Below are 22,053 nucleotides of genomic sequence, written 5' to 3' on the forward strand. Positions count from 1 at the left end.
CCACCCGCCCCGCCCCCAGATGGGCCCGCAAGCGCTTCGTGCTGCCCGCTCTGGGAGTCGCCTTCCTCATCGGCATAGGAAGCGCGGGCACGGAAAGCGAGAACCCGAACGCCACGAAGACGGCGGCCCACGACAGGGTCCAGCCGACGGTCACGGCCACCGCCACGGTGACCGCGACGGCCACGGCCACGGCGACGGCGACCGCCAAGCCGAAGCCGGCCCCGACCGTGACGGAAACGGTCAAGGTCAAGGTGACCGTCACCGCACACGCCGCGACGGGAACAGGCGGCAGCTCAGGCTCCGGAAGCGGATCGTCATCCAGCGGCGGCTCCACCTCGTCGGACGACTCCAACGGCGGCGGCGCCACGGCCCTCTGCAACGACGGCACCTACTCCTACGCCGCCCACCACCAGGGAGCCTGCTCCCACCACGGCGGAGTATCGATCTTCTACCGCTGATCAGACCTCGGCCCTGCAGAAACGAGCTGAACCCCCAACCACCTCGCCCCAACTACTCGTTGGATTTTGGACACAGACCCAACGAGGGCGGGGCAACGGCTCTGTGGCCCAGGTGGTCGATGCGAGGACAGCTTCTCGGGCAGGTATCCCCTTCCGCGCCACCCACACTCCCGCCCCCCGACGCGACCACACCGGCCGACCGACAGACCCACCCCAAGTCCCGGCCCTCTCCGGCATTCACGCCGGGGGCAGGTGACGCAGAACACCCAGAGAGGACCCAAGCTACACACACGGCTCCGGAGGCCGCTTTGGTCCTAGGCAACGCAGCAGGTCATGGCGCTGGACGTGGCAGATTGGGCGTGACGAGTCCACGGATAGTCCACGACCGGCTGGGCATCAATTTGCCAGGGCCCCCTCAGACGCTCAGATGGTGCGGTCGTCACAGGTAGTCCGAGGTTCCTCTTGCCTGCTGTCGTTGCTGTTAGTTGTGTCCGTCAGGCCGGGGGGTAGCCGGGGTGCCGGGGTATCAGAGATCTGTCGCGCCAACTCCTCGACGACCTGCGGAACGACTTGTTGAGCGTCCTAAGTGCCTGATGGACTGACGCGTACGGTCGTCCGGCGTGAGAGGCGAGGGTCGGGTCGACTGCCCGCTCGATCTTCGCCATGTAGGCAGCCACGATAGGGATCGCCTTGTCGTACTCGCTGGGGTCGGTGGTTATGGGCACAGCCGAGCAGCATGGACCGATGAGGTCAAGAGCGCTCAAGACCGACGGGGGCAGCGGTTAGGGGAGGCTGAAGGCTCCTTTGCCCGCTGCCAGACGGCCGGCCACCCTGTTGTCATTTAAATCACCCATCTGTTTCGTTCAAGGGTCGAGCGTAGTCCACGAGCGTAAGAATAAGATGAATTGATTCTCGGTACCAGAAATCGGAGTGTGCGCCTTCCGGTCGCGTAAACTTTCCCTTTCGGTATAGCCAACTTGCATCGATGTTCACGATGGGATAGGACAGCTCGTACTCCTTGTAGGTATCGTTTGAGGAGCGGAGCAACGTGGTTCTGACGCGGGCAGAGGGCTTCGTCGCTCCACGGCAGCCGACAGCGCAAGCGCCAGATTCCGTGAACCGGTGCCAAGAGCAATTTGCCCGATCAGCTCGTGAGAATGTAAGACACACAGGGCCCTGCAGCGGTCCGGTGTCTAGTAGATCCTTGAATTGATCGGCGAATACAGTGCGACGTGCGGCCATCTGGAAAACGACAAGATTGTCTATTGTGTATTCGAAGCGCTCATTCCTGTGAAGCAATCGAAGCGTAGGAGGTTGTGGAGCCGGTGCGGCTGCGATGGCCTCCGCAAGAAACCGGCCGCCGAATGAGTGGCCGATGCAGTGCAAATACTGGCCGCTTGCCGCCATGAGGGTTTCCGGTCCTCTTTTCGGCCGTTCGCGCTCCTCATCCAGGTACCCCAAAAGGTGTGACAGGGCAAACTCGGCATAGCCGTGCGTAGTCATTCCATGGGCTCGGTTCCGTATGCGGAAGTAACCTCGTGGCGAGTGAGCGCTCTTTGATGGCCAGCGTATGGCTACATACATAGCCTTGAAACCTTCTAAATGCGGATACATCTTGGATTGTTCGGTGTAGAGAGATTCGATCGCGGCGAATAGGCGAGCGGCCGTTTTGTAGGCGCTTTCCCGGACGTGCTGCCAGCCGTGCACCCAGACGAAAATATCAGTCACATTCTTTGGAACGATGAGTTGACCTCTGAGGAAATCGCTCACCTCATCTTGGGGTACGGGGGTGATGGAATCCGGAAAGACGAAGTTCCCAGTCCGGTCGAGATCCAAGACCGTGAAGCGGTTAAAACCTTCACCAGATGGCAAGTGATCAGTCATTAACTGTTCCCGTCGCCCGACACCAAGCGCGTATCCAAGCCGCGGTAGAGTGAGAATATGAGCCCAAGTGGATTGTGGTGGTCTTCTGCGAAATACTGGGTCAGTTCCCGCACGAGGTCGCCGATGCGTGTACCTGGAATTAGGAATTCATCAAAGAACCGCTTGGTGTACTCGCAAGCGAAAGGAATTGGCAGGTCTACCTGGGGTCCAATGAGGCAGTTCGCTCCTTTTTCCAGCAGTACTACGCTGAACGACCGGTAGAATGTCGAATTCAACTGACCTGCTTGACAGGCGTCAATGAAGACGATGGTATTCGGGAGCTTGCGATTAGCCAACCATGCCTCAAAGTCGCCAGTGTAAATTGGATCATCAATGTCGCTCAGCTCTATAGACGGCTCGCCTAGATGGGGTCCTGATGGCGTGCCACTAACCTTTGCGTGACAACAAAAACACATGAGCTGGTCACTGAAATCCGGCTGACTCAAGTCTGTTGCCAACTTTGGTCGCTTGTAGCGAAAAGTGATGTGCGGAGTGGCCTCAGTTAGCTGTCTTTTGAGCGAGGCGACCAGTTTCTGTCCAGTTTGCCGGTGATCGTCGATCCTGGTATCGGCGTTCAGTCCGACGTGCAGTCCGCCATTTACTCTAATTTCTGTTTTGCCAGTGTTCGCGCGAAATTGATGCTCTATCCAATGGCGATACCCAAGGAACTCGTGCATGGACCAGGCAAATTCCTCGCCCTCCATATTCGTCTCAGGATCGAGAGGTACGTAGAGCATCGACCATGGGACGAATAGGTCGTCAGACTGGAAGGTAAGGATGCACGGGCCCTTGCGGTGTGCCGCCTCAAGTCGTTCACGGATTTCTTGCAAACGATCACCGTCGCGACTAAAGACCTGATCGAACAGTCTATAACCGCGGTAGCAAAGCCTTTTTCCCATCGATCTCATGTGTTCGCGGTCGGCATCCGAACTCAGGTCGCATTTATCGCTGAAGGTGTAGCTAGGCCTTTTGGGATTGCCACTCGGGTTTTCAAATTCTATGAATTTAAGCCAAGCTTCGCGCAACGTGTTGATATATCCCGCCATCTGGCTCTCTGTCTTCTCCAGTGTTCCGTTTATGGAGTGGCGCGAAGCGAAAATCTCCCCGAATGCCGTTACGCTATAGTTTTTTTCCCTATCGTTCCATGTAAAGATCAGCGAGCCTGACGGTGCGCCTCCTCGGTCGGTCGGCTCGGGGATCCTCGTGAAGCCGCTGCCGTCGTTGTCGTGGGTCTTCCTCAGCGGCAAATGTCTTACACTCATGACTCTGTCGCTCCGATATCGATACTAGCTTCCAACTCCTGAAGGAGGGTGCCCTCGCGGTAGAGATGGATTTGGAAACGCAAAATGAGATTGCCTTGCTCGTGTGGAGTGATTGAGAACTCCACAGGGCGAGTTCCGCCAAAGCGGGGCAAACATAGTAGATGTCCGACCGGCTGCACTTCTGCATTCTCGGCGAAGAGCAGGGCGTACAGCTCAAGATGGTCCCGGCCCGGCCACTCGGGCATAATTTGACTAACCCTGCGAAGGCCGTCCCTATGTGGTGGTCGAATCTGGAATCCTATGCGGAAAGTTTGACCTTTCCCTAGGCTGGCGGGGGCATCGATGAGCCAGCTATTTGCCACTCTCGGAGGAGCCGATGCGTCGGATTCCTCAGGCGCGGCTGGGCCAGATACGAATGATTCGAGGGCCTTCTGGGTGAAGACCACGTCGTCCGAGACGATCACGTCGTACGTGTTCAGCTGGCCCGGCTCCAGGATGTGCACCTGGGGCAGGTTGCGGGCGGACAGCCACGCGGCCTCGTCGGCGCGGTCGACGACCAGGAGCAGGTTCTTGCGCTCCGAGATCTTGCCGAACAGCGTGCGAGCGGCCTTGGTGGAAGGAGTCTCGCCCTCGATCACGCCGGTGACAACGTGGATGCGGTTGTGGCGGGCCCGGTCGGTGAGGGCATGGCGCAGGGCGGCAGCCTTCATCTTCTTCGGGGTCCGCTGCGAGTAGTCACGCGGCTGCGGGCCGTGGACGACGCCACCGCCGGCGAACTGCGGCGCGCGGGTCGAGCCCTGACGGGCGCGGCCGGTGCCCTTCTGGCGGTACGGCTTTTTGCCGCCACCACGGACTTCACCGCGACGCTTGGTCTTGTGCGTGCCCTGACGGGCAGCGGCGTTCTGCGCGACGACGACCTGGTGGATCAGCGGGATGCTGACCTTCTCCACGCCGAAGATCTCCGCGGGGAGCTCGACGCTTCCGGTCTTCTCGCCGGCAGGCGACAGGAGGTCGATTGTGCTCAACGTTCCGCCCGTCGGTCGTCGGGTCTTGAGCGCAGGCCGTGGCCCTGCGATCGCGTGCTTAGGGCGAGCCCAACGAGACTTCCACGGTGGTGCGCGTGCGTTGTGATCAGGTTCAAGTCGGGGCTTGCCATTTGTGCCGTTGCTGGGGCGGCAGGCGGCGGACTCGCGGGCTGCTCCTTCCATCGGACTCCGAGGGCCTGATGATCGCAAGCTGGCAGTATGGCTATAACGCGACTGCGGGAATTACTCAGATTCATCCGAGTATGGGTCCCTCGGCCAGGCCAAGCATTGGCGACGGAACGGGCTCGACACGTGGCGCTTCACGCCAAGTGTTTCCGGCCAGCACATGAAGACACTGCAAAGACAGAACCCGTGCCTGTGCTCGCCGTCTCAGGTCTCGACGTCTGACCCGCGACGTGCCCACTCGCCGCTAGATCTTCTCCCGGATTTCTCCCGACGCCCCCTGGCAACCACTCAGGGGCCCGATCCGCCAAGCGGATCCGGCTATGGACCTGATGTTTCAGCTGTCCGGGTGGCGGGATTTGAACCCACGACCTCTTCGTCCCGAAGCAACTTGGGCGAGGCTGCTGCCTTGGGCTGGTGCGCTCCTCACCTGCGCTGACGGTCCGCAGACGTTCGCGCTCGTCCGCCGTTGCTCGTGGGCGTTGTCACGCAGTTAGACACTCAGCCTTACTCGATCTGCCGTGTGGGAAACACCGGTGCAAGGGTGCTGACGGCCGTCCTACTATGAGTCTGGCTGCGTCGGTCGGCGCGCTGTAGACCCGCAGCACCGGCCCGTTGTGGAGGGGACCAGTCCGTTCGAGCCGGGCCAGGTGGTGACATCTGCTGAGCGGTTCGATACGAGGTTCGTCTATGCCTCAGGGAGAGGCCGTGGAACGGCAGCAGCTCGAACGGCTTCTGGGTGGTGGCGACGACACGTCGGCGGCCGCTCTCGCTGCACTCCGCGCCGACGCTTCATACGTCGTCTGGGACGGAACGACTTCACCCAAATCACTCGCGACGGTCTACGGGCGCCGACTCCGTCACACCCTTCGGAGGGGCATCGAGACCTCCGGCTTGGCCCGGGCCGTGCAACGCCTCGACCTATACGGCCGACCGGTTCGACTGGGGCAGATCAGGACTGCCGACGGATCGTGGATCTTCATGCTGTTTCTCGACGCGGACGTCAGCACGCTGGTGGCGTGCACTGGCGTACGGCAATCCCAACCAGAATCGGCCTGCTGAACCTGCGCACGGCCAACACGCTTTCCAACTGTGGTGGTGGCTCCAGGTGCATTGGACGGGCCCGTTCACCTGCGTTCATGGTTAGTCGGCCGTGGAAGCGGTTACCGCCTTCGGTCCCGTGTGAACGGCCGCGAACGGTGCTGAATGAGACGGAAACTGAGACGGACGGAGTGGCCGGGCTCGCTAGCATCGTCGCTGTTGAGGGGGGATTTATGGCGCTGGTCCGCAAGGGATCACGAGGGATCGTTGTCGACGGCACGGCCTACCGCTGGCGGCTGCGGGGCCGGCCGACGTACTTCCAGGGCTTGGCCTGGTCGCCGTGCACGTTCGCGGTCGAGTATGCGGACACCCCAGGGATGACGCTCGTGGTCACCACCGACCAGCCGCATTCGAGCAACTGGATCGGCCGCGAGCCTGTGCCAGTGCTGCCGTCCGGAGTTGCCGCGGCCGTTCGCCTTGCACTGCGTGAGGGTTGGACACCGACGGCACATGGCTCCCCGTTCCGTCTCGACCAGTCCGCCGGCTTCCCGCCCTCGTCCTGAGCGGTGTAGAGAGTGAGTACCGCTTTAGGAGAGAGGCTGGGGCGTCGTGCCGGTGCCCTGGGGCTTCGATGACTGGCGAGATGCCCGGCAACTCGACCGCCAGGCACCCTCGTTGACCGTGGTTGGCCCCTGCATCTGGCACGGCAGTGGCACGAACCTCAGCCGACGACAGCCAGCCACGACGGCGGGTGCGTCGACCGACCGCGCACGCGTATGCCTCGCTGCACCCCCACCGGCCTTAGCCACGCTATTGGCTTGCGCCGTCGACCAGAGCAACCTTCGACGGCCGGCCCCGTGACGACGGACGCGAGCTATCAGCTTGGGAAGCTGCGGTCATTCGTGCCTGGTCCGGGCGCTGACCTGGGTGAACAGCTTGACCGTTGCCCTGTCGGCCCCAGCTGCTTCACCGTGATTCCCCGCTGCTCCCTGCTGGATCTGGTGCGCTTGTGGTGCGCCTCCGTTGTCAGTGCGGGTGGCTAAGGTGCGTCTGCCATCAAGGGCATTGCTTTGGGAGGGGCTTTGGGAGCTAAAACGGGACTGCTGGTGTACGCCGACGGCGACATACCCGAGTTGTTGCGACGAGTGGGGGCGGCCGACCGTGATCGGACTGCCACCATGATGCGGCGGCTATACCCGGGCAGGGGGGTCGAGGAGTGCGAGGGCTCAGTTCTGTCGGACGGCGTGTACCCCCCGGAAGGAACGGTGTATGCGGCCTCCTGGCCGGGTGTGGAGGTCGTCGGTGATCGGGGGATGATGATCGACCTTCCCACCCAACTCCCGGAACACCTCGTGGCGGCAAGTGCGGGCCGACGGCTCGTCCTGCACAACATGCACAGCGTCGTCGACTGGCTTGCCTTCGCCGTGTGGGAAGACGGCCGACTCGTCCGCTCCCTCAGCCTGTCCCCGGATGACGGCGTCATGGAGAACATCGGCGAACCGTTCCCGTTCGAACTGCCCTACTGGGCCGGAGACCGCTCAGCCGACGTCATCCCGTGGCCAGACGAAGACGAAGACGAAGAGCCCTATCCGCTACCCTTCCACCCCTTGGAACTGGGAGAAGACGCGCTGCGAGCCCTCTGCGGCTTCGTCCAGGAGGGCCGCCCCGAGGACGGTGACGTCAACGCAGACCACATCCGACTCCACGGTTTCCGGGTACGGGATCCACATGGCTCTGGTCCCGTGAAGAAGGAAGCCGCGTCACAAGGCGCTGGGGAGGCCATAGGACCGCCGCGCTTCTACACCTTCGGGCCCGACGGCTTGCTGGTCGAGAACGACGGCGTGTAGCTCACGACCTCTTCGTCCCGAGCAAACTTGGGTAGGGGAGCTGCCTTGGGCTAGTAGGCCTCTCACGTGCGCTGATGGTCCGCAGACGTTCGCACTTGTGCGCCGCCGTTCGTCGGCGTTGTCACGCAGTTAGATACTCACCCGGTGCCGCTCCTCGTGAGTGGGAAACACCAGTGCGTGTGGCCTGAGGACTGCCCTACGCTCAAGTCTGCCTGCGTCGGCCGACGTGCTGAAGACCCGCAACACCGGCCCGTTGTGGAGGGGGCCAGCCCGTTCGAGCCGGGCCAGGTGGGCTGACATCTGTTGAGGGGCCCGGGTGGGCCAGAACGATTGAGGAGGCCCATGGCCACCTGGCGAGACCTTGCGATGCCAAGCAAGCGAGAGGTCTGGCGTGAATTGCGGGGGCTACGTACTGGAGTGGCTGGACCCGTTCGGGCAACGGCAGAGCGGCGTGCCGTGTTCGTCGCAGCATTGGAGCAGGCCCAACAGTTCACTGAGGCAGCGGAAACTGCTGGTCCGGCGACGCGCCCTGTCCAGATTTTCTACGCACTGTCGCAGTTTGGGAGGGCGATTGCCGCAGCGTCAGGCTTGCTGGGCCAAGACGGGTGGCGGCTCAAGGGGCACGGAATCGGGACCCGCAACCTAGATGCAAGTCTGGGATTGGCTTCGGTGGAAGTCGTACCGACCGCCAAGGGATCTTTTCCGGCAGTGGCGCGGGCCATAGGAGCTGAGCCGCTGGAGGCACAGAATCCGTTGACGCTCGGTGAGCTTTGGCCTCTCGTACCTGAAGCGCAAACCGTACCCCTCCAGGGGGCATCTGGACTGCCAGCCATGCACTTCAGCCCTGGCGGTCTTATTCACCGCAGTGATGAAATGTGGTGTCGGCTTTCCCTGTATCCGGTCCCTCGGGAAGTGCGGGCGAGGTCAGAGGCAGATCCGAAGGCCGTAGATGCCTTCCTTTCTTGTTATCCCTCGCTCAAGGGGTGGTCTCACACTCCAGACGCGCCTAACAGCGTTCTGTGGCATAACCGGGGCAACGGTTCAGCGGAGGAGTTGGAGGTGTTCCTGCCGTCAGCTCTGACGATTCCAGCAGATGCAGATGCCGGGCGTCTTGAGGCCCTCAAGCGGTCGACACTGTACCGCGGTCCAAGTGACGCCTATGCCTTCCCGGCGCTCGGCAGCATGTCTCGTCCTGTTCACCCGCTCTTGGCCTGGTGGGCGGTTCTCTTTGGCTTGTCGATCCTGGCGCGGTATGAGCCAGCTTCTTGGGCAGAGATCATTGATATCGACGGTTCCTCCGCGGCGAATGCTGTGGAGCACCTGCTTGATCAAGCGATCGTGGTGGTGCCTCATATGGCGTTGATAGCAATCAAGGACGTTGCTGGTCGGTAGCGGGGCGGCCCAACTCTGTCGGCACCCGCTGACGGCCGGCACCGTTGCAGCCCTGTCTGAATCTCAGCCGACGACAGCTCGCCACGACGGCGAGTGCGACGACCTACGAGGCACGCGTGTGCCTCGATGGACCCCCACCGGCCTCAGCCACGCTGCCGATGCCGTCGATCAGAGCAGGGCACGGCGACCGACCCGTCATGACGATGCCGGAGCCCTCAGCTTGGGAAGCTTGGGTCCTTCGGCGGTGGTTGCTGCGCTGACCTGCGGCGGGGCGGTGTTGGGGCCCTGCCCCACCCGTAGCCAGTCCCCGCTGTTCCCCATGGTTCCCCGCAGGATCTGGCACGTGAATGGCACGGCCCGTTTGCCACAGAGAGCCCGGGGCGATAGCTCGGTCTTGGGTCCTCAGCCTCAGCCGACGACAGTCAGCCACGATGGCGGGTGCGCTGACTGATCAGGCGCGCGTGTGTCTCGCTGTACCCCTACCGGCCTCAACCACGCTGATTGGCTACGCCGACAAGAACAAGCCGCGAACACAAAGGCGTCGTGACGAAAGCCTGGGACGAGTGGCTTTTTTATCCGGAAGCAATTTCGGCGCGGCGCTGCCAGAAAAACTGATCCACCCCATCTGGGCAAGAGCCACACAACCTAAGCCAAGCATTGTGGTTGCCAACCGGAAAAGCGCGAGATCAGACACGCACCTGATCGCTGAGAATTACCTCACAGACCAGAAGTCTCACGAGATCAATGTCAGGCCAAAGCGATTCGGCTTCATCGCTTTGAGGGAGTAGGGCCGGGGTGTCCTGATATCTCGGGTCATCCTTTGCGTGCACGATTCGATTCCTGATTCTATACACACGTTCCGCGACCTGATGAGCCAGAGGGGTTTGCTTATTCTCCAGATTGATGTTTTCCTCGATGCCCCTGATTGGCCCCTGCTTGGTGAAGTGCTTGCCCCATTGATTGTCTCTAAAGAAGTCAATAAGGATGTCCCGCCTTACGAATTCATCGAGAAGCATCTTGAGGTGTGCCGACTCTGACGCGGCCGCGGCACTCTCGCCGACATTGAGCAGTCGCATGAGATGCTTATCATTGTGCCGATTGAATAGCGGATTAGTGAGTTCGCGTTCAATTTTTTTGAGGGCGCTCTTTTTCCCTGCTACTGGGAAAAAGCTTTCCAGGACCTGATAGTACGACAGAAAAGCGAGTGGCGGGTTTCCATTTGCACTTCCGGCGAAGCGGAACAGTACAGAGATTTCGGGCTCGATCGCGACTTCGGGGAATCGGACGATACGCTCCGGTTGCTCAACGTGCGCAGGCCGCCGTCGATCTGTTTGGCTGGGCCACTTAGGTGGCCGCATGTTCAGGTGATTGCGGACGTCGAGTTCATACAAAAATGAGGCGATGATCGGCTCTGCCGACTCCTCAATCTCCTCAGGTTTCATGGATCTGTCATAGAAGATGCGCAGCGAGGTAGTGTATCTGGGCAGTTGACTGAAGCCATGATTAGTTAGGATGTGACACGCCGGAGAGGGTCCGGAGAGTTCTATGCAGGCGGCCTCGCCGGTCAGGTGAATCTTGTATGTGCGGGAGTCGTCGCGGAATCTAGCGAAATTTATTGAAGAGGAGTTATCTGGGTCGTGACGTCGGGCGCATTCGCTTTCGGGGCTGTCGGCGACTAGCATAGACAGCCTCCTTGCGAGATGGGAAACGGGCATCTGTGATTGATTGAGGCCCAAGAGAACTTCCAGGAATCCGTCAGATGGGATTGCGATACCAGCCCATCTACTCGTGTGTACAACCTTCTTTTCAAGCTGAGTCAGAAGTGTCGCGTGGTAACTTCTGGGAAGATGGACTTCACGACTTCCCGGAAGATTCCATTTGGGATGTGCGGTGAACTGAAAAGAATCGACTTTGGTGCTTCGTAGGTCGATTTTATGCTCGGCCAGCGCTCGGATCATCCGGTGCTCTGAAGCTGTTTCAGCCGTTGCCGACGGCGAGTCCTCTTCTGAGCCCTCTTCCAAAGGTTCTGCGTCGTCCCAGTCTTCTTCGTGTTCCTGAGCGGCCATGGTTTCCCCCCCACGTTGGCTGGAGTAGAAGGGTATCCGGAATCCCAACTACGACGTGCCCCTTCTTTGGCATAGGCGGCTGATCGCCGTGAGCGCGGCCCGGGCGCCGGCCGGGCTGGAGCGGGACGAAGGCAGGAGCGCAGGCCCGGCCGGGGGCCGGGCCGCGCGCGGGGAGCGGAGCAAGCCGCCTTGAACCAGTAGAGAAACTTTGAATCATGGTCCTGGCGCTCGATCGTGACCGCCACCGCTAGCAGGTCCGGCTCTCGCTGTCCCGTGGTGTAGAACCCTCGGTATGGGGAGTGAGCGACGGGAGCTGATGAAGGCGCTCGGGGCACGTCTTCGGGGGCTTCGCACAGAGGCCGGCCTGACGGGCGCTGTTCTTGCGCAGCGTGCCGGTGTGGGGCAACCGACCGTGTCCAAGGTGGAGAACGGACGCATGGTCCCCAGCCTCGACGTGCTGGGGCGCCTGTTACTCGCTCTCGATCTCGACGAGTCGACTTCTCGCGAAGTGCGGGAGCTCTTGGTAGCCGTGGAAGCTGCGCCTGATGCAGTCGAGGCCAACGAGGTGGCTCCTGTCGGGGCCGTCCTCGATGACGCGGTGCGGTCTGCTCGGCTGGTCCGGTCGTTTCAGTGCGTCGTTCTGCCGGCCATGCTTCAAAGCGCCGAGTACGCCAGGCATGTCTTCGCGAGTGCGCCGAACTCGACGCCGGAAGCCGTCGGTCGCGCTGTCGCTGCTCGTGTCGAGCGGCAGAGCCTCTTGTACGAGCCGGGCCGGGAGTCGGTGTTCGTGTTGACCGAAGCGGTGTTGCGTACCTGGCCGGGGAATCCTTCGCTCATGCTCGCCCAGTTTGACCGGCTGCTGGCTGTCGAGAGCCTGAGCACCGTGCGCCTGGGGGTGATCCCGTGGCGTCGTGCGGTGCCGGTCATGCCCCGGCACGGGTTCACGATGTGCGACCGGCGGGCGGTCGTGGTCGAAGCCTTCCGCGGTGAGCGAGTCGTCGAGGACTCCGACGAGGTTGCCGCATACGAGGAGACCTTCCGGCGCTTCGAAGAGGCGGCGATCTTCGGCCGCGAGGCGCGCGAGCTCCTGGTTCGTGTGATGCGGGAGTTTCAAGAGGTGGAGGACTCCACCACTCGTTAGAGGAATAATTCCTCAAGATGCCTGGCCCATAGGTCACGCTTGGGAATACTCTGCTCGCTGAGTCGTCTAGCCCCCTAGACGAGGAGGAGTGTATTTCTCATGCCCAAAAGCTGGTGCCGGATGTTCCCCGGCCTGACCTGGCAGGTTGCCCAGGCCCGTCACTTCGTCGCCGCGTTGCTGGAGGACGAGACCGCAGAGCTGGTCGACGACGCCGTCCTGGTCGTAGGCGAGCTGGCGGCCAACGCCGTCAAGCACACACGGAGCGGCTGGTACCGAGGATGGTTCCTCGTGCTCGTCCACTTCGCGGATGACCTGGTTCGTATCGAGGTCGTCGACCAGGGTGGCGACGAGGAACCTATGGTTCGCAGCGTCACCAGGCACGTGGAAGAGGACGGCCGCGGGCTGATGCTGATTGCGGCCTGCGCCAAGAACTGGGGTGTGAAGGACCGGCCTTCGGGTGCCCGCTGCGTCTGGGCCGAGCTGGTGCGGACCGGCTCGTGATGGGTGGCTTTCCCGCGGTGATCGGTGGCGGCCTCGCGGGCAGTGGGGGGTGAGCCCCCGGGGAGTGCCTGGGCGTCGGGCCGGCTTCTACGTGATCGGGGTTCATTCGGGCAGGCGACTCCCGCCCATTCCGTCTAGGGCCCTAGACTCCTGGTTACTTCTAGGAGGTGTGGTCATGTCGGACGAGTTGCAGCGGATCATGGCGATCGATGATCCGTACCTGCTCCTGCGTGAGGTCACGACACGGTTGGCCGACGCGCAGCAGGAGGTGACCGAACTCGCCCGGCTCCGCCGTCGTGTCGTTCAGGACCTCCACTCGCAGGGGTTGTCGTACGCGCAGATCGCCGAGAAGGCCGGCCTAAGCCGCGGGCGAATTCACCAGATCCGTCACACGGGCCCGGCCCCCGAGGGTGCGTTCCTCGGCGCGGGCGCCGTCACGGTCGTGACTCCGCTGCGATGGGACGACGAGAAGAAGCGCCCGGTCGTCGCCATGGCGGACGTGAACTCCGGCAGGCGACTGGAAGAGCTGGCCAAGTCGTACGGGCTCGACGTCAGCTCCGGCCACGTCCTGGTGAGCGGTGAAGTCGACCTCAACCGCGACGGCCTAGTCGTCGTCTGCGGACCGGGCATGTCCCAGACCATGAGCGACCTCTACGCGCAGGATCCCGTACTCAGCTGGGAACACCCCGAAGACGAGCCGTGGGCGCTGCTGGACCGACGTACCGGAACGGCCTACCAAGCGGGAGCGGACACCGAACCGCACCGCCCGCATGACGTCGGATACCTCGGCCGGCTGCCCCGCCCCGACGGCAACGGCTCCGTACTCGCGATCGCCGGTATCCACACAGCAGGCTCCCTCGGCGTCGTCCAGCTGCTCGCCTCCGACCTGAACACACTCTGGGGCCAGGTGGGCGAGCACCACTTCTCCACGCTGGTGAGCGTCGAGTACGACCCCGAGACGGACGAACCGCAATCCGTCGAACTGCTCACCCCGCTCTACCGGCACGACGAGGAGACGACGGCGTGAACGTCGCCCTCGCCTCACTGCCTGCCGAACCGGGTCAGCAAAACGAGGACTTCGCCGCCGCCTCACCCGCGGCGGCCGTTCTCATGGACGGGGCCGGCGTCGCCGGGGCCGAAACCGGATGCACGCACGGCATCGCCTGGTTCTCCTCGACGCTGGGTGCGTTGCTGCTGAGCACCATCACGGCGCACCCGGCCCGGCCGCTTGCCGACTGCCTGGCCGACTCGATCCGTGTCGTTCGGTCCCTGCATGAGGACAGCTGCGATCTGACCTATCGGGCCAGTCCGACCAGTACCGTCGTCGCGGTCCGGGCCGGCGCGGGAGCCCTGGAATACCTCGTGCTCGGTGATTCGACGCTCCTCCTCGCGGACGAGGACGGGAAGACGACTGCCATCACCGACCAGCGCCTGGACGAGGTCGGCAAACGGCTCCGCGGTCCAGTCGACGACCTGCTCACGGGCTCACCCGAACATGCTGCTGCCCTGGCCTGGTACCGGGACGCCCTTACGGGGCTCCGCAACCGGCCGGGCGGCTTCTGGATCGCCGGGCCCGACCCGCAAGCGGCCGAACATGCCCTGACCGGGGTGGTACCGCTGAGGTCGCTGGCGTCCGTGACGCTGCTGAGCGACGGTGCTACGCGCCTTGTCGACTCCTTTGACATCGCCACTTGGGAAGGGGCGTTGTCAGTCCTCAGCTCCTCCGGGCCGGATGAACTGATCCGCCGCGTGAGGGAAGCAGAGGCCGGCGACCCTGACGGTCGGCGCTGGCCGCGCGGCAAGGCGCAGGACGATGCCACCGTCCTGCACTGGGGGCTGCGTCCCGCCTTGTCAGCAGGCGACACCTCGCGACGTTGACGGCATGGTCTCGAGAGGAGAGCCCATAGTCAGTGCCCCTGTGAACGTTCGCGCACCTTTCGAAGAATCTCCATCCCAAGCTGCTGGCGATCCGAGTCCATTCGGAAGCGAACGCCCCTTTGCGCCTCCACTGTTTGAGCTAGCCGCCTGGCCTGATCTGCGTCGAGTGCGTCGATCATCTGCGCCGCGAGCAGCATGGCGTGGTACTGCTCGAACGGGGTGCGCGACTGGGCGATGACAGTAAGGGTGGCCTCGAAGTCTCGCAGCTCAGGGCTGGCCTGCATCATCGCCAACGCGGTGATGCGCTGTTCCTCTGTACCGTCCTGCAGCCAGTGCAGGACCTCGGCCGGCTCGAAGGACTGCTGCTGCGCCAAGCGGCGTGCACGGGCAACCACCCCTTCCAAGGCCTGTGTGCGCGAGGCGCCGGGGCGCATCGAACTCCGTATTGAGCTGTAGTCGGCGGCGATAGGACTCGCAGCGTCCATCAAGGCGCTTGCCTCGGCACGCAACTTGGTGGCGGTAGCGATGTCTCCTCGTCGCTCGGACTCCTCCGCCAATGCGAACCTGTCTGCGGCAGCGGCCCGCATCCTCAGCTTCGCCCCTCCGAACTCGAGGCTCTCGATCCGGCTGCCGAGCATGGCGAGGATGAGCAGGACGCCCCCGAACATGATGAGGGCCGCAGAGCCGGTCCCGTTCTGAGTCATAAACACTGCAAGTGCACCTAAGCCGAATGCACCCAAACCCAGGAGAGCCGCGAGCGCGCGCCAGGTGGGCACGAAACCGACGGTTGCGGCTCTCGTATTCACCCGGCCTCCCCGCTTCTGTTCGGAAGGGCGTGAAACCACCGGCAGGTCGCGTCGTACTCCTTGCCCCACGACGTTAGGCCCGGGGCGTGGGTCCGGCGACCGGGCCTACGCCGTTCGCGCGCCGAGGCTGCTTCGTTTACCCCCCCTAGACAGTTGACGGCCCATCGGTCTAACGTAGTCGTCAACCCCCCTAGACAGTCCGGGTGGGCCACCCCTTTACCGTCTAGGGGGGTATCCAGCCCAAGTGGTGCGGACTGAACGCCCCGCCAACCAAGTGAGGTTCAAGAAATGCGTGTCATCCCCGTAGACGTCTCGGCCGCGACGCTCCTCGTCACCAAGCTGCCCGAAGTCAAGGTGAAGGACCGTCAGACCGGTGAGATCGCCCTCGACCCGGTGACCAACGACCGGCTCATGGTTCTGGAGCTGGTGTTCATCGCGGCGGGCGGTTCGGACATGATCAAGGTCACCGTTCCCGAGAAGGGCATCGGTGAAGGCCTGGTGATGGGAGCTCCGGTCATCCTGCCCGGCCTCATCGCCCGGCCGTGGGAGAGCGAGTTCGGCGGGCGGATGCGTCACGGCATCGCCTACCGGGCGGACGCGGTCATGGTCAACGCCCCGGCTCCGGTGCAGGGCTGAACGCCATGACCGGCACCGTCTGGACGCTGACAATGTGCCTGCTGGCACTCGCCGCCCTACTGGTCCTGCGCTGCCGCGCACCGGTCGCGTTCTGGTGGCTGGTCGGCTACCCGTTCGTCGCGCTGCGCGTGCTCACCACCTACCGGGCCACGATGGACGCGTGCGGCCTCACGGTCCCGGCCTCGGCCGTCCGTCGGGCCACGGCCCGGATGATCGGACGGGAGGCGGCCCCCGTCGCGCCTCGGCGGTCGCTGCCGTGGCCGACCGGGTCCGGGCTTGTGATGCGGCTGCGCATGGCGACCGGGCAGGCACCCGAGGACTTCATGGCCTCGGCCGACCGGCTGCGCCACGCCTGGGCCGCGCATGCCGTGCACATTCGTCCGACCAAGCCGGGCTGGCTCGAACTGCGATTGATCGGCTGGGACGTTCTCTCCGACGTGCAGCCCGCACGACGGTGGAAGCAGCGCGGGCCACTCACCCTTCCGCTGGCGCTCCGGGATGACGGGCGGTGGCACGTAAGGGACTTCCGTGCCGTGCCGCATGAACTCATCCTCGGCGCGACGCAGTCCGGCAAGTCTGTCTACCTGCGGAACCTGGTGTGCGGCCTGGCCCGACAACAGGTCGTGCTCGTCGGGATCGACTGCAAATGGGGCGTCGAACTGGCTCCGTTCGCGCCCCGCTTGTCAGCCCTCGCCGACACTCCCGACCGGGCGAACGAACTTCTCGACGTCCTGCTGGAAGAGATGGAGGCGCGGTTCCGTCTCATCGGTCTCTCGTCTGCTGCGGGCCCGAACGCCGTCCTCACGTCGGACGTGTGGGGGTTGCCGGAAGCGGTGCGGCCGGTGCCGGTCGTGGTCGTCGTCGACGAGGTCGCGGAACTCTTCCTCGCCGCGAGCCGCGACGATGAGAAGCGACGCGACGCCATGGTCACCAAGCTGATCCGCATCGCGCAGCTCGGCCGTGCGGCCGGCATCTATCTCGAAGTGTGTGGGCAGCGCTTCGGCTCCGAACTCGGCAAGGGAGCGACCATGCTCCGCGCCCAGCTCACCGGCCGCATCTGCCACCGCGTCAATGACGAGTCCTCGGCGAACATGGCGCTCGCGGACATCTCCCCGGAAGCAGCCCTCGCCGCCACCTCCATCCCGGCCGAACGGCCCGGCGTCGCGATTGTCGGCGACTCCTCCGGCGGCTGGTCCCGTGCCCGCTCGCCGCACCTGTCCCTCGATGAGGCGGCGGCCATCTGCCGCGGCACGGCCGCCCTGGTGCCGGAACTGCCCCGCCTCGACTCCTTCCGGCCCGTCGTGGCCGTGGAGTCCTCGAAGGTGCTCACCCCGGCCGGCGTGCCCGCCGCCCGCCCGGTGACCGAGTAGCCGCACCACCTTCCCCACGGCTGGCGGGACTGCCTCGCGCCAACTCCCTACCCCTCCCATGCCTCGAACAGGAAGGAACCCGAGCCGATGCGCGCCCAGTTGGCCCGTGTGGACGCCGTGATCGTCCAAGCCGTCATCGCGGGTGCCCTGTCCTTCTCGCACCTCCACGACCTTGCCGACGCGGCGGGACAGGGCGGCTGGAAGGCATGGGCCTACCCCGTCTCCGTCGACCTGCTGCTTGTCGCCGCCTGGCGCCGGATGCGCGAACAGCAGCGCGCCGGACAAGCCGCCGGGGGAGCGCGGCTGTGGTTCCTGATCGCCCTGGCCGCATCCCTCGGGGCCAACGTCGCCACTGCCGGGCTCCTCGACCTGGACGACGTCCCCGCGTCGCTCCGCGTCGTGGTGGCCGGCTGGCCCGCCGTCGCGTTCTTCGGCGGCACCCTCCTCGCGCACACGCCCCGCACCCCGGCGCGGCCCACAGACGCGGAGACGCTTCCGGCTTCAGCCGCTGTAGAGGAACCCCAACGTGATGCGCTCCCGGCACCGTCCATCGAGTCGAAACCGGCTCCGGAACCCGCTGTCGAGCCGATCGCCGCCCCGGCTCCCACACCGACGCCCATCGCTCCTGCTGTCTCCCTGCCGCCCGCCCTCATCGACCGCGCCCAGGCCCTGGCCAAGCAACACCGCGCCGCGACCGGCCTCGTTGCCGACCCCGACGCCGTCCGCGCCCGCCTCGGCTTGCCTCCGTCCATGACGACCGCTGTTGCCGCTCACCTCTGAGAAGGGACGAACACCGTGAACCCGCGCTTCCGCAATGTCCGCCGCATCGGCCCTGTACAGGTCGCCTCGTACATCGCTCGCGGTCGCAATCGCCACCTCGCTGCCTGCACCGCACCGCGCTGCGACTTCTCCACCGAGTACGACAGCCGCGCAGCCGCCGAACTCGCCGCCCGTACCCACCGCTGCAAGGCCTGACAGGAGACCGCTGCCATGACCGTCCCGCTCTGGTTCGCCGTGCTCGTCGTCGCCGTCCTCGGCATCCAGCTCGCCCGCCCGCCGTGGTGGCTGGTCGCCCTGCTCCTCCTCGGCGGCTACCTCGTCGCCAACAGCGTCCTCGCCCCCGCCGTCGCCACGCTCCTCGACTGACCACGAAGGGACCGCCCGTGTTCACGCCCAAGTACCCCCGCCCGGACACCGCACCGATCGCCACCAGCACGACCACGGCGACCTACGCCCCATCGGCCTACCAGCCCACCGGCTATGGGCCCGCCCCGGTACAGGCGGCCCCCGTCTCCAACCGGCCGACGGTCCAACTCACCCCGGGCAGCGTGCTCACCCTCGCCGCCGGCGGGGGAGCCCTGGTCCTGGTCGTCGGCGCGGTCCTCGTCTCGATGCTGCTCGCCGTCGCGATCACAGCGGCTTCCGTGGCCGTCTGCGCGGTCGTCATCCGCTCGATCCTCAAGAGCGACCGGCGCTGACCCCATCTGTGCAGCGTCCCGGCTCGCCCACACTGTCTAGCCCCCTGGACAAGCCGGGACGTCCATCCCGAACTTCCGCCCCTCCAAGGAGGAACCCGCACATGCGTCCCGAGGCTCCCGCCGGAGCCGTCCGCCAACTGGCAGCCCTCGCCCAGTACGGCGACCTCAGTACCTACGCACATCAGGTTCAGCGGCTCGGCGGCTGTGAGCGGCCCGTACGGATGGAGGGCCACCGCCTCGACGTCCACGCGGCGACCGGTGAAATCGTCCGGGAAGTCTTCGACCGCGACCTTCCCGCCGGACAGCTCCTCATCCGCTGCAACAACCGCCGTGCGACCCGATGCGCGGCCTGCGCTGAGGTCTACCGCAAGGACACGTTCCACCTCGTCACGGCCGGCCTCAGCGGTGGCAAGGGCATCGGCCCGGACGTCGCCCGACACCCCCGCGTCTTCGCCACCTTCACCGCTCCGTCCTTCGGACCCGTCCACAACCGGCCCGGCGGCGGTCGCTGCCGCTGCGGACGCCTCCACCCGGACGACGACCCCGCCCTCGGCACTCCGCTGAACCCGGAGCGCTACGACTACCGCGACGCCGTCCTCTGGAACGCGCACGCCGGTGCCCTCTGGGCCCGCTTCGCCACCTACCTACGTCAACAGCTCGCCTCCCGCGCGGGCATCGGCCGCTCTGAGCTTCGCCATTGCCTCAAGGTGTCGTACGCCAAGGTCGCCGAGTACCAGCGACGCGGAGCCGTCCACTTTCACGCCGTGATCCGTCTCGATGGTCCGGACGGTGCCGAGGGCGACCCGCCCGTCTGGGCGACGACAGAGCTCCTCAGCGATGCGATCCGCTCCGCTGCACGTCTCGCCGAGACGCCGGGTCCGGTCCTCGACGGCCGCGCCCACACGTTCCGCTTCGGCGAGCAGCTCGACATCCGGCCGATCCGCTCGGCGGACTTCACCGGCCCAACCGACCTCAGCAGCCGGGCCGTAGCCGCCTACATCGCCAAGTACGCCACCAAGGGCGCCGAGACCGCGGGAACCCTCGACCGCACCATCCGCAACCCCATCACCGACCTGATCGGCACCGACGTCACCGACCATGCCCGCCGGATGATCCTCACCTGCTGGCACCTCGGAGGACTGTCAGAACTCGAAGAACTCCGGCTGCGCAAGTGGGCCCACATGCTCGGCTTCCGCGGCCACTTCTCCACCAAGTCCCGCGCGTACTCCGTCACCCTCGGCGCCCTCCGCCAGGAACGCGCCGACCACAACGAAGCACTCACCCGCGAACGCGCGGCCCTGGCCGGCCACCCACTCCCGGACCAGGACACCGTCCTCGTCCTCTCCCACTGGCGCTTCGCCGGTACCGGCCTGACCACCGCCGAATCCTGGCTCGCCGCCTCACGGCGACCCGACACCCCGGACACGGAAGGAGACTCGTCGTGGACCGCCGACGAGACGAACTGATGACCGTCCCGCAGATCCTCGCCGAGCTGGGCGGAGTCTCCCGGCGCACCTTCTATCGCTGGCGCGAGCTGGGACAGGCTCCGGAAGCGATCAAGCTCCCGAACGGTGAACTCCGCTTCTGGCGCAGTGACTTCACCTCTTGGCTTCACGGGCTCGGGGAGGCGGCGTGAAGTCCCTTGACGTGAAGGTGTGGAGCATTCGCAAGCGGCCGTACAAGACACCGTCGTACGACGTGCGGTGGAAGGTCGGCGACGCCCCGCCGTTCTCCGAGACCTTCCGGACCAAAGCGCTCGCTGACAACTTCCGCGCGAAGCTGCTTCGGGCTGCGCAAAAGGGCGAGGCATTCGACACGGAAACGGGTCTGCCGGACTCTATGGCACCGATCAAAGAGTCCCTCACCTGGTACGACTTCGCGCGCGCGTACGTCGCCATGAAATGGCCGCATGCCGCACCGAACTCCCGCGACAGCCTGAACGAGACGATGACGCTCGTGACAACTCACCTCCTGGGTGACCGCGCTGGCCGACCTGCGGATGATGTGTTGCGGCGTGCCCTGCGCGGCTGGGCCTTCGTCGTCCAGGCCCCGGACGAGGAGGCCCCGCCGGTCAATATCGCCAACGCCCTCCGATGGGTCGCCAAGGCCTCGCTGCCGCTGACGATGCTCAAGAACCCGGCAGACATCCGCAGCGTCCTCGACTCGCTCAAGCTCACCCTTGCTGGTACTCCGGCCGCCGCCGAGACGGTGCGGCGCAAGCGGGCTGTCCTCTTCAACGCCCTGGCCTACGCGGTCGAGCTGGGGGAGCTCCCCGAGAACCCGGTCACGCTCGTGAAGTGGAAGCTGCCGAAGGTCACCAAGGAAGTAGACCGCCGGGTCGTGGTGAACCCCCGGCAGGCGGCTGAGCTCCTGGGCGCGGTCTCGTACGTCGGTGGGTACCGCCGGGCCCGTGGGCGCCGACTCGTCGCACTCTTCGCCTGCATGTACTTCGGCGGGCTGCGGCCGGCGGAAGCCGTGGCTCTGCGCCGGGTGGACTGCACGCTGCCGGACAAGGGGTGGGGGTCGTTGATCCTGGAGAAGAGCCGCCCGACCGTCGGGAAGCGCTGGACAGGAACGGGCGAGGTACACGACAACCGCGGGCTCAAGAATCGACCCGCCAACGAGACCCGCATCGTTCCAATTCCGCCCCGCCTCGTCCGCATGCTCCTCGCTCACATTCAGGAGTTCGGCACAGCGGAGGACGGCCGGCTGTTCGCCAATGAACGCGGGGGAGTGGTCGCCTCCACCACGTACTGGCGCGTCTGGGATGAGGCGCGGCACCTGGCGCTCACCCCGGAGCAGGTGGCCTCGCCGCTCGCCGCCCGGCCGTACGACCTGCGGCACGCCGCGCTCTCCTCCTGGCTCAACGCTGGCGTCGACCCCACCGAGGTTGCGGAGCGCGCGGGCAACAGCGTCGAAGTGCTCCTGAGCCGCTACGCGAAGTGCCTCGACGGTCGGCAGGACGTTGCCAACCGTCGGATTGCCGAGTTGCTGGATGATGCCCACGAAGAATGAAGCGGGGGAGCGCCTGAGCCCAACCTACTCA

22 protein-coding genes and 1 pseudogene are annotated in these 22,053 nt (G+C 64.9%); 18 read left to right on the forward strand and 5 right to left on the reverse strand.

Going from position 1 to position 22,053, the window contains the following annotated elements; genetic code table 11:
- Positions 1-458, forward strand: a 458-nt coding sequence (locus KMS84_RS18055; protein ID WP_256917273.1) for a DUF3761 domain-containing protein, incomplete at its 5' end; no start/stop codon positions are given.
- Positions 459-1,304: 846 nt separating this feature from the next.
- Here KMS84_RS18055 and KMS84_RS18060 read toward each other — a convergent pair.
- From KMS84_RS18060 to rplD, 3 genes and pseudogenes are all read right to left on the reverse strand, one after another.
- Entirely contained in the window at positions 1,305-2,342 is a 1,038-nt protein-coding gene (locus KMS84_RS18060; RefSeq protein WP_256917274.1) for a hypothetical protein, read from the reverse strand.
- Positions 2,342-3,643: a hypothetical protein gene (locus tag KMS84_RS18065; protein WP_256917275.1), complete on the reverse strand. Its 1,302-nt coding sequence runs from the start codon at positions 3,641-3,643 to the stop codon at positions 2,342-2,344. Before KMS84_RS18065 ends, KMS84_RS18060 begins: the two co-directional genes overlap by 1 nt.
- Positions 3,644-4,014: 371 nt before the next feature.
- Positions 4,015-4,668, reverse strand: a pseudogene (gene rplD / locus KMS84_RS18070) (50S ribosomal protein L4); the annotation flags it as partial.
- An 891-nt stretch (positions 4,669-5,559) separates the two neighbouring features.
- On the opposite strand from rplD, the gene KMS84_RS18075 reads away from it, so the two are divergent.
- The 4 genes from KMS84_RS18075 to KMS84_RS43465 all read left to right on the forward strand — a co-directional run bounded on the left by KMS84_RS18075 (position 5,560) and on the right by KMS84_RS43465 (position 9,131).
- On the forward strand, positions 5,560-5,913 hold the full coding sequence (locus KMS84_RS18075; protein WP_256917276.1) for a hypothetical protein: 354 nt from the start codon (positions 5,560-5,562) through the stop codon (positions 5,911-5,913).
- 212 nt (positions 5,914-6,125) lie between these two features.
- Positions 6,126-6,455 (forward strand): hypothetical protein, encoded by a 330-nt coding sequence (locus KMS84_RS18080; protein WP_256917277.1) that lies wholly within the window; start codon positions 6,126-6,128, stop codon positions 6,453-6,455.
- A 543-nt stretch (positions 6,456-6,998) separates the two neighbouring features.
- Positions 6,999-7,739: a DUF6928 family protein gene (locus KMS84_RS18085; RefSeq protein WP_256917278.1), complete on the forward strand. Its 741-nt coding sequence runs from the start codon at positions 6,999-7,001 to the stop codon at positions 7,737-7,739.
- Positions 7,740-8,105: 366 nt separating this feature from the next.
- The gene (locus tag KMS84_RS43465; protein ID WP_438818952.1) at positions 8,106-9,131 is read left to right on the forward strand and encodes a YaaC family protein; all 1,026 of its coding nucleotides are present in this window, start codon (positions 8,106-8,108) and stop codon (positions 9,129-9,131) included.
- Positions 9,132-9,817: 686 nt separating this feature from the next.
- Here the strand turns inward: KMS84_RS43465 and KMS84_RS18095 are convergent.
- Complete coding sequence (locus KMS84_RS18095; RefSeq protein WP_256917280.1) at positions 9,818-11,197, reverse strand: hypothetical protein; 1,380 nt, start codon at positions 11,195-11,197, stop codon at positions 9,818-9,820.
- 292 nt (positions 11,198-11,489) lie between these two features.
- Here KMS84_RS18095 and KMS84_RS18100 point away from each other — a divergent pair, with 292 nt between their 5' ends.
- The 4 genes from KMS84_RS18100 to KMS84_RS18115 all read left to right on the forward strand — a co-directional run bounded on the left by KMS84_RS18100 (position 11,490) and on the right by KMS84_RS18115 (position 14,717).
- Complete coding sequence (locus KMS84_RS18100) at positions 11,490-12,338, forward strand: helix-turn-helix domain-containing protein (RefSeq protein ID WP_256917281.1); 849 nt, start codon at positions 11,490-11,492, stop codon at positions 12,336-12,338.
- Positions 12,339-12,437: 99 nt separating this feature from the next.
- Positions 12,438-12,839 carry an ATP-binding protein gene (locus tag KMS84_RS18105; protein WP_109002627.1) on the forward strand — a complete coding sequence of 134 codons (402 nt, stop codon included), beginning with the start codon at positions 12,438-12,440 and terminating at the stop codon, positions 12,837-12,839.
- A 175-nt stretch (positions 12,840-13,014) separates the two neighbouring features.
- Entirely contained in the window at positions 13,015-13,866 is an 852-nt protein-coding gene (locus KMS84_RS18110; RefSeq protein ID WP_256917282.1) for a sigma factor-like helix-turn-helix DNA-binding protein, read from the forward strand.
- Positions 13,863-14,717, forward strand: a complete 855-nt coding sequence (locus tag KMS84_RS18115) for an integrase (RefSeq protein WP_256917283.1) — start codon at positions 13,863-13,865, stop codon at positions 14,715-14,717. The genes KMS84_RS18110 and KMS84_RS18115 overlap by 4 nt, the downstream gene beginning before the upstream one ends.
- A 29-nt stretch (positions 14,718-14,746) precedes the next feature.
- Here the strand turns inward: KMS84_RS18115 and KMS84_RS18120 are convergent, their stop codons facing one another.
- Positions 14,747-15,523, reverse strand: a complete 777-nt coding sequence (locus tag KMS84_RS18120; protein ID WP_256917284.1) for a hypothetical protein — start codon at positions 15,521-15,523, stop codon at positions 14,747-14,749.
- Positions 15,524-15,811: 288 nt separating this feature from the next.
- Here KMS84_RS18120 and KMS84_RS18125 point away from each other — a divergent pair, with 288 nt between their 5' ends.
- From KMS84_RS18125 to KMS84_RS18165, 9 genes are all read left to right on the forward strand, one after another.
- The gene (locus KMS84_RS18125) at positions 15,812-16,159 is read left to right on the forward strand and encodes an SCO3933 family regulatory protein (RefSeq protein WP_256917285.1); all 348 of its coding nucleotides are present in this window, start codon (positions 15,812-15,814) and stop codon (positions 16,157-16,159) included.
- A gap of 5 nt (positions 16,160-16,164) precedes the next feature.
- Positions 16,165-17,529 carry an FtsK/SpoIIIE domain-containing protein gene (locus KMS84_RS18130; protein WP_256917286.1) on the forward strand — a complete coding sequence of 455 codons (1,365 nt, stop codon included), beginning with the start codon at positions 16,165-16,167 and terminating at the stop codon, positions 17,527-17,529.
- An 87-nt stretch (positions 17,530-17,616) separates the two neighbouring features.
- Positions 17,617-18,309, forward strand: coding sequence for a DUF2637 domain-containing protein (locus tag KMS84_RS18135; RefSeq protein WP_256917287.1), 693 nt, complete (start codon positions 17,617-17,619; stop codon positions 18,307-18,309).
- A 15-nt stretch (positions 18,310-18,324) separates the two neighbouring features.
- Positions 18,325-18,504, forward strand: a complete 180-nt coding sequence (locus KMS84_RS18140; RefSeq protein ID WP_030795965.1) for a mobile element transfer protein — start codon at positions 18,325-18,327, stop codon at positions 18,502-18,504.
- A 15-nt stretch (positions 18,505-18,519) separates the two neighbouring features.
- Complete coding sequence (locus KMS84_RS18145; protein ID WP_167467581.1) at positions 18,520-18,675, forward strand: hypothetical protein; 156 nt, start codon at positions 18,520-18,522, stop codon at positions 18,673-18,675.
- Between the two features lie 17 nt (positions 18,676-18,692).
- Positions 18,693-19,007, forward strand: coding sequence for a SpdD protein (locus KMS84_RS18150; RefSeq protein WP_256917288.1), 315 nt, complete (start codon positions 18,693-18,695; stop codon positions 19,005-19,007).
- Positions 19,008-19,108: 101 nt separating this feature from the next.
- The gene (locus tag KMS84_RS18155; protein ID WP_256917289.1) at positions 19,109-20,473 is read left to right on the forward strand and encodes a replication initiator; all 1,365 of its coding nucleotides are present in this window, start codon (positions 19,109-19,111) and stop codon (positions 20,471-20,473) included.
- Entirely contained in the window at positions 20,473-20,643 is a 171-nt protein-coding gene (locus KMS84_RS18160) for a helix-turn-helix transcriptional regulator (RefSeq protein ID WP_041669189.1), read from the forward strand. Before KMS84_RS18155 ends, KMS84_RS18160 begins: the two co-directional genes overlap by 1 nt.
- The gene (locus KMS84_RS18165) at positions 20,640-22,022 is read left to right on the forward strand and encodes a tyrosine-type recombinase/integrase (RefSeq protein ID WP_256917290.1); all 1,383 of its coding nucleotides are present in this window, start codon (positions 20,640-20,642) and stop codon (positions 22,020-22,022) included. Before KMS84_RS18160 ends, KMS84_RS18165 begins: the two co-directional genes overlap by 4 nt.
- Positions 22,023-22,053 lie beyond the last annotated feature (31 nt).

The organism is Streptomyces hilarionis (genome assembly GCF_024539675.1).
In the GTDB taxonomy this organism is placed as follows: domain Bacteria; phylum Actinomycetota; class Actinomycetes; order Streptomycetales; family Streptomycetaceae; genus Streptomyces; species Streptomyces hilarionis.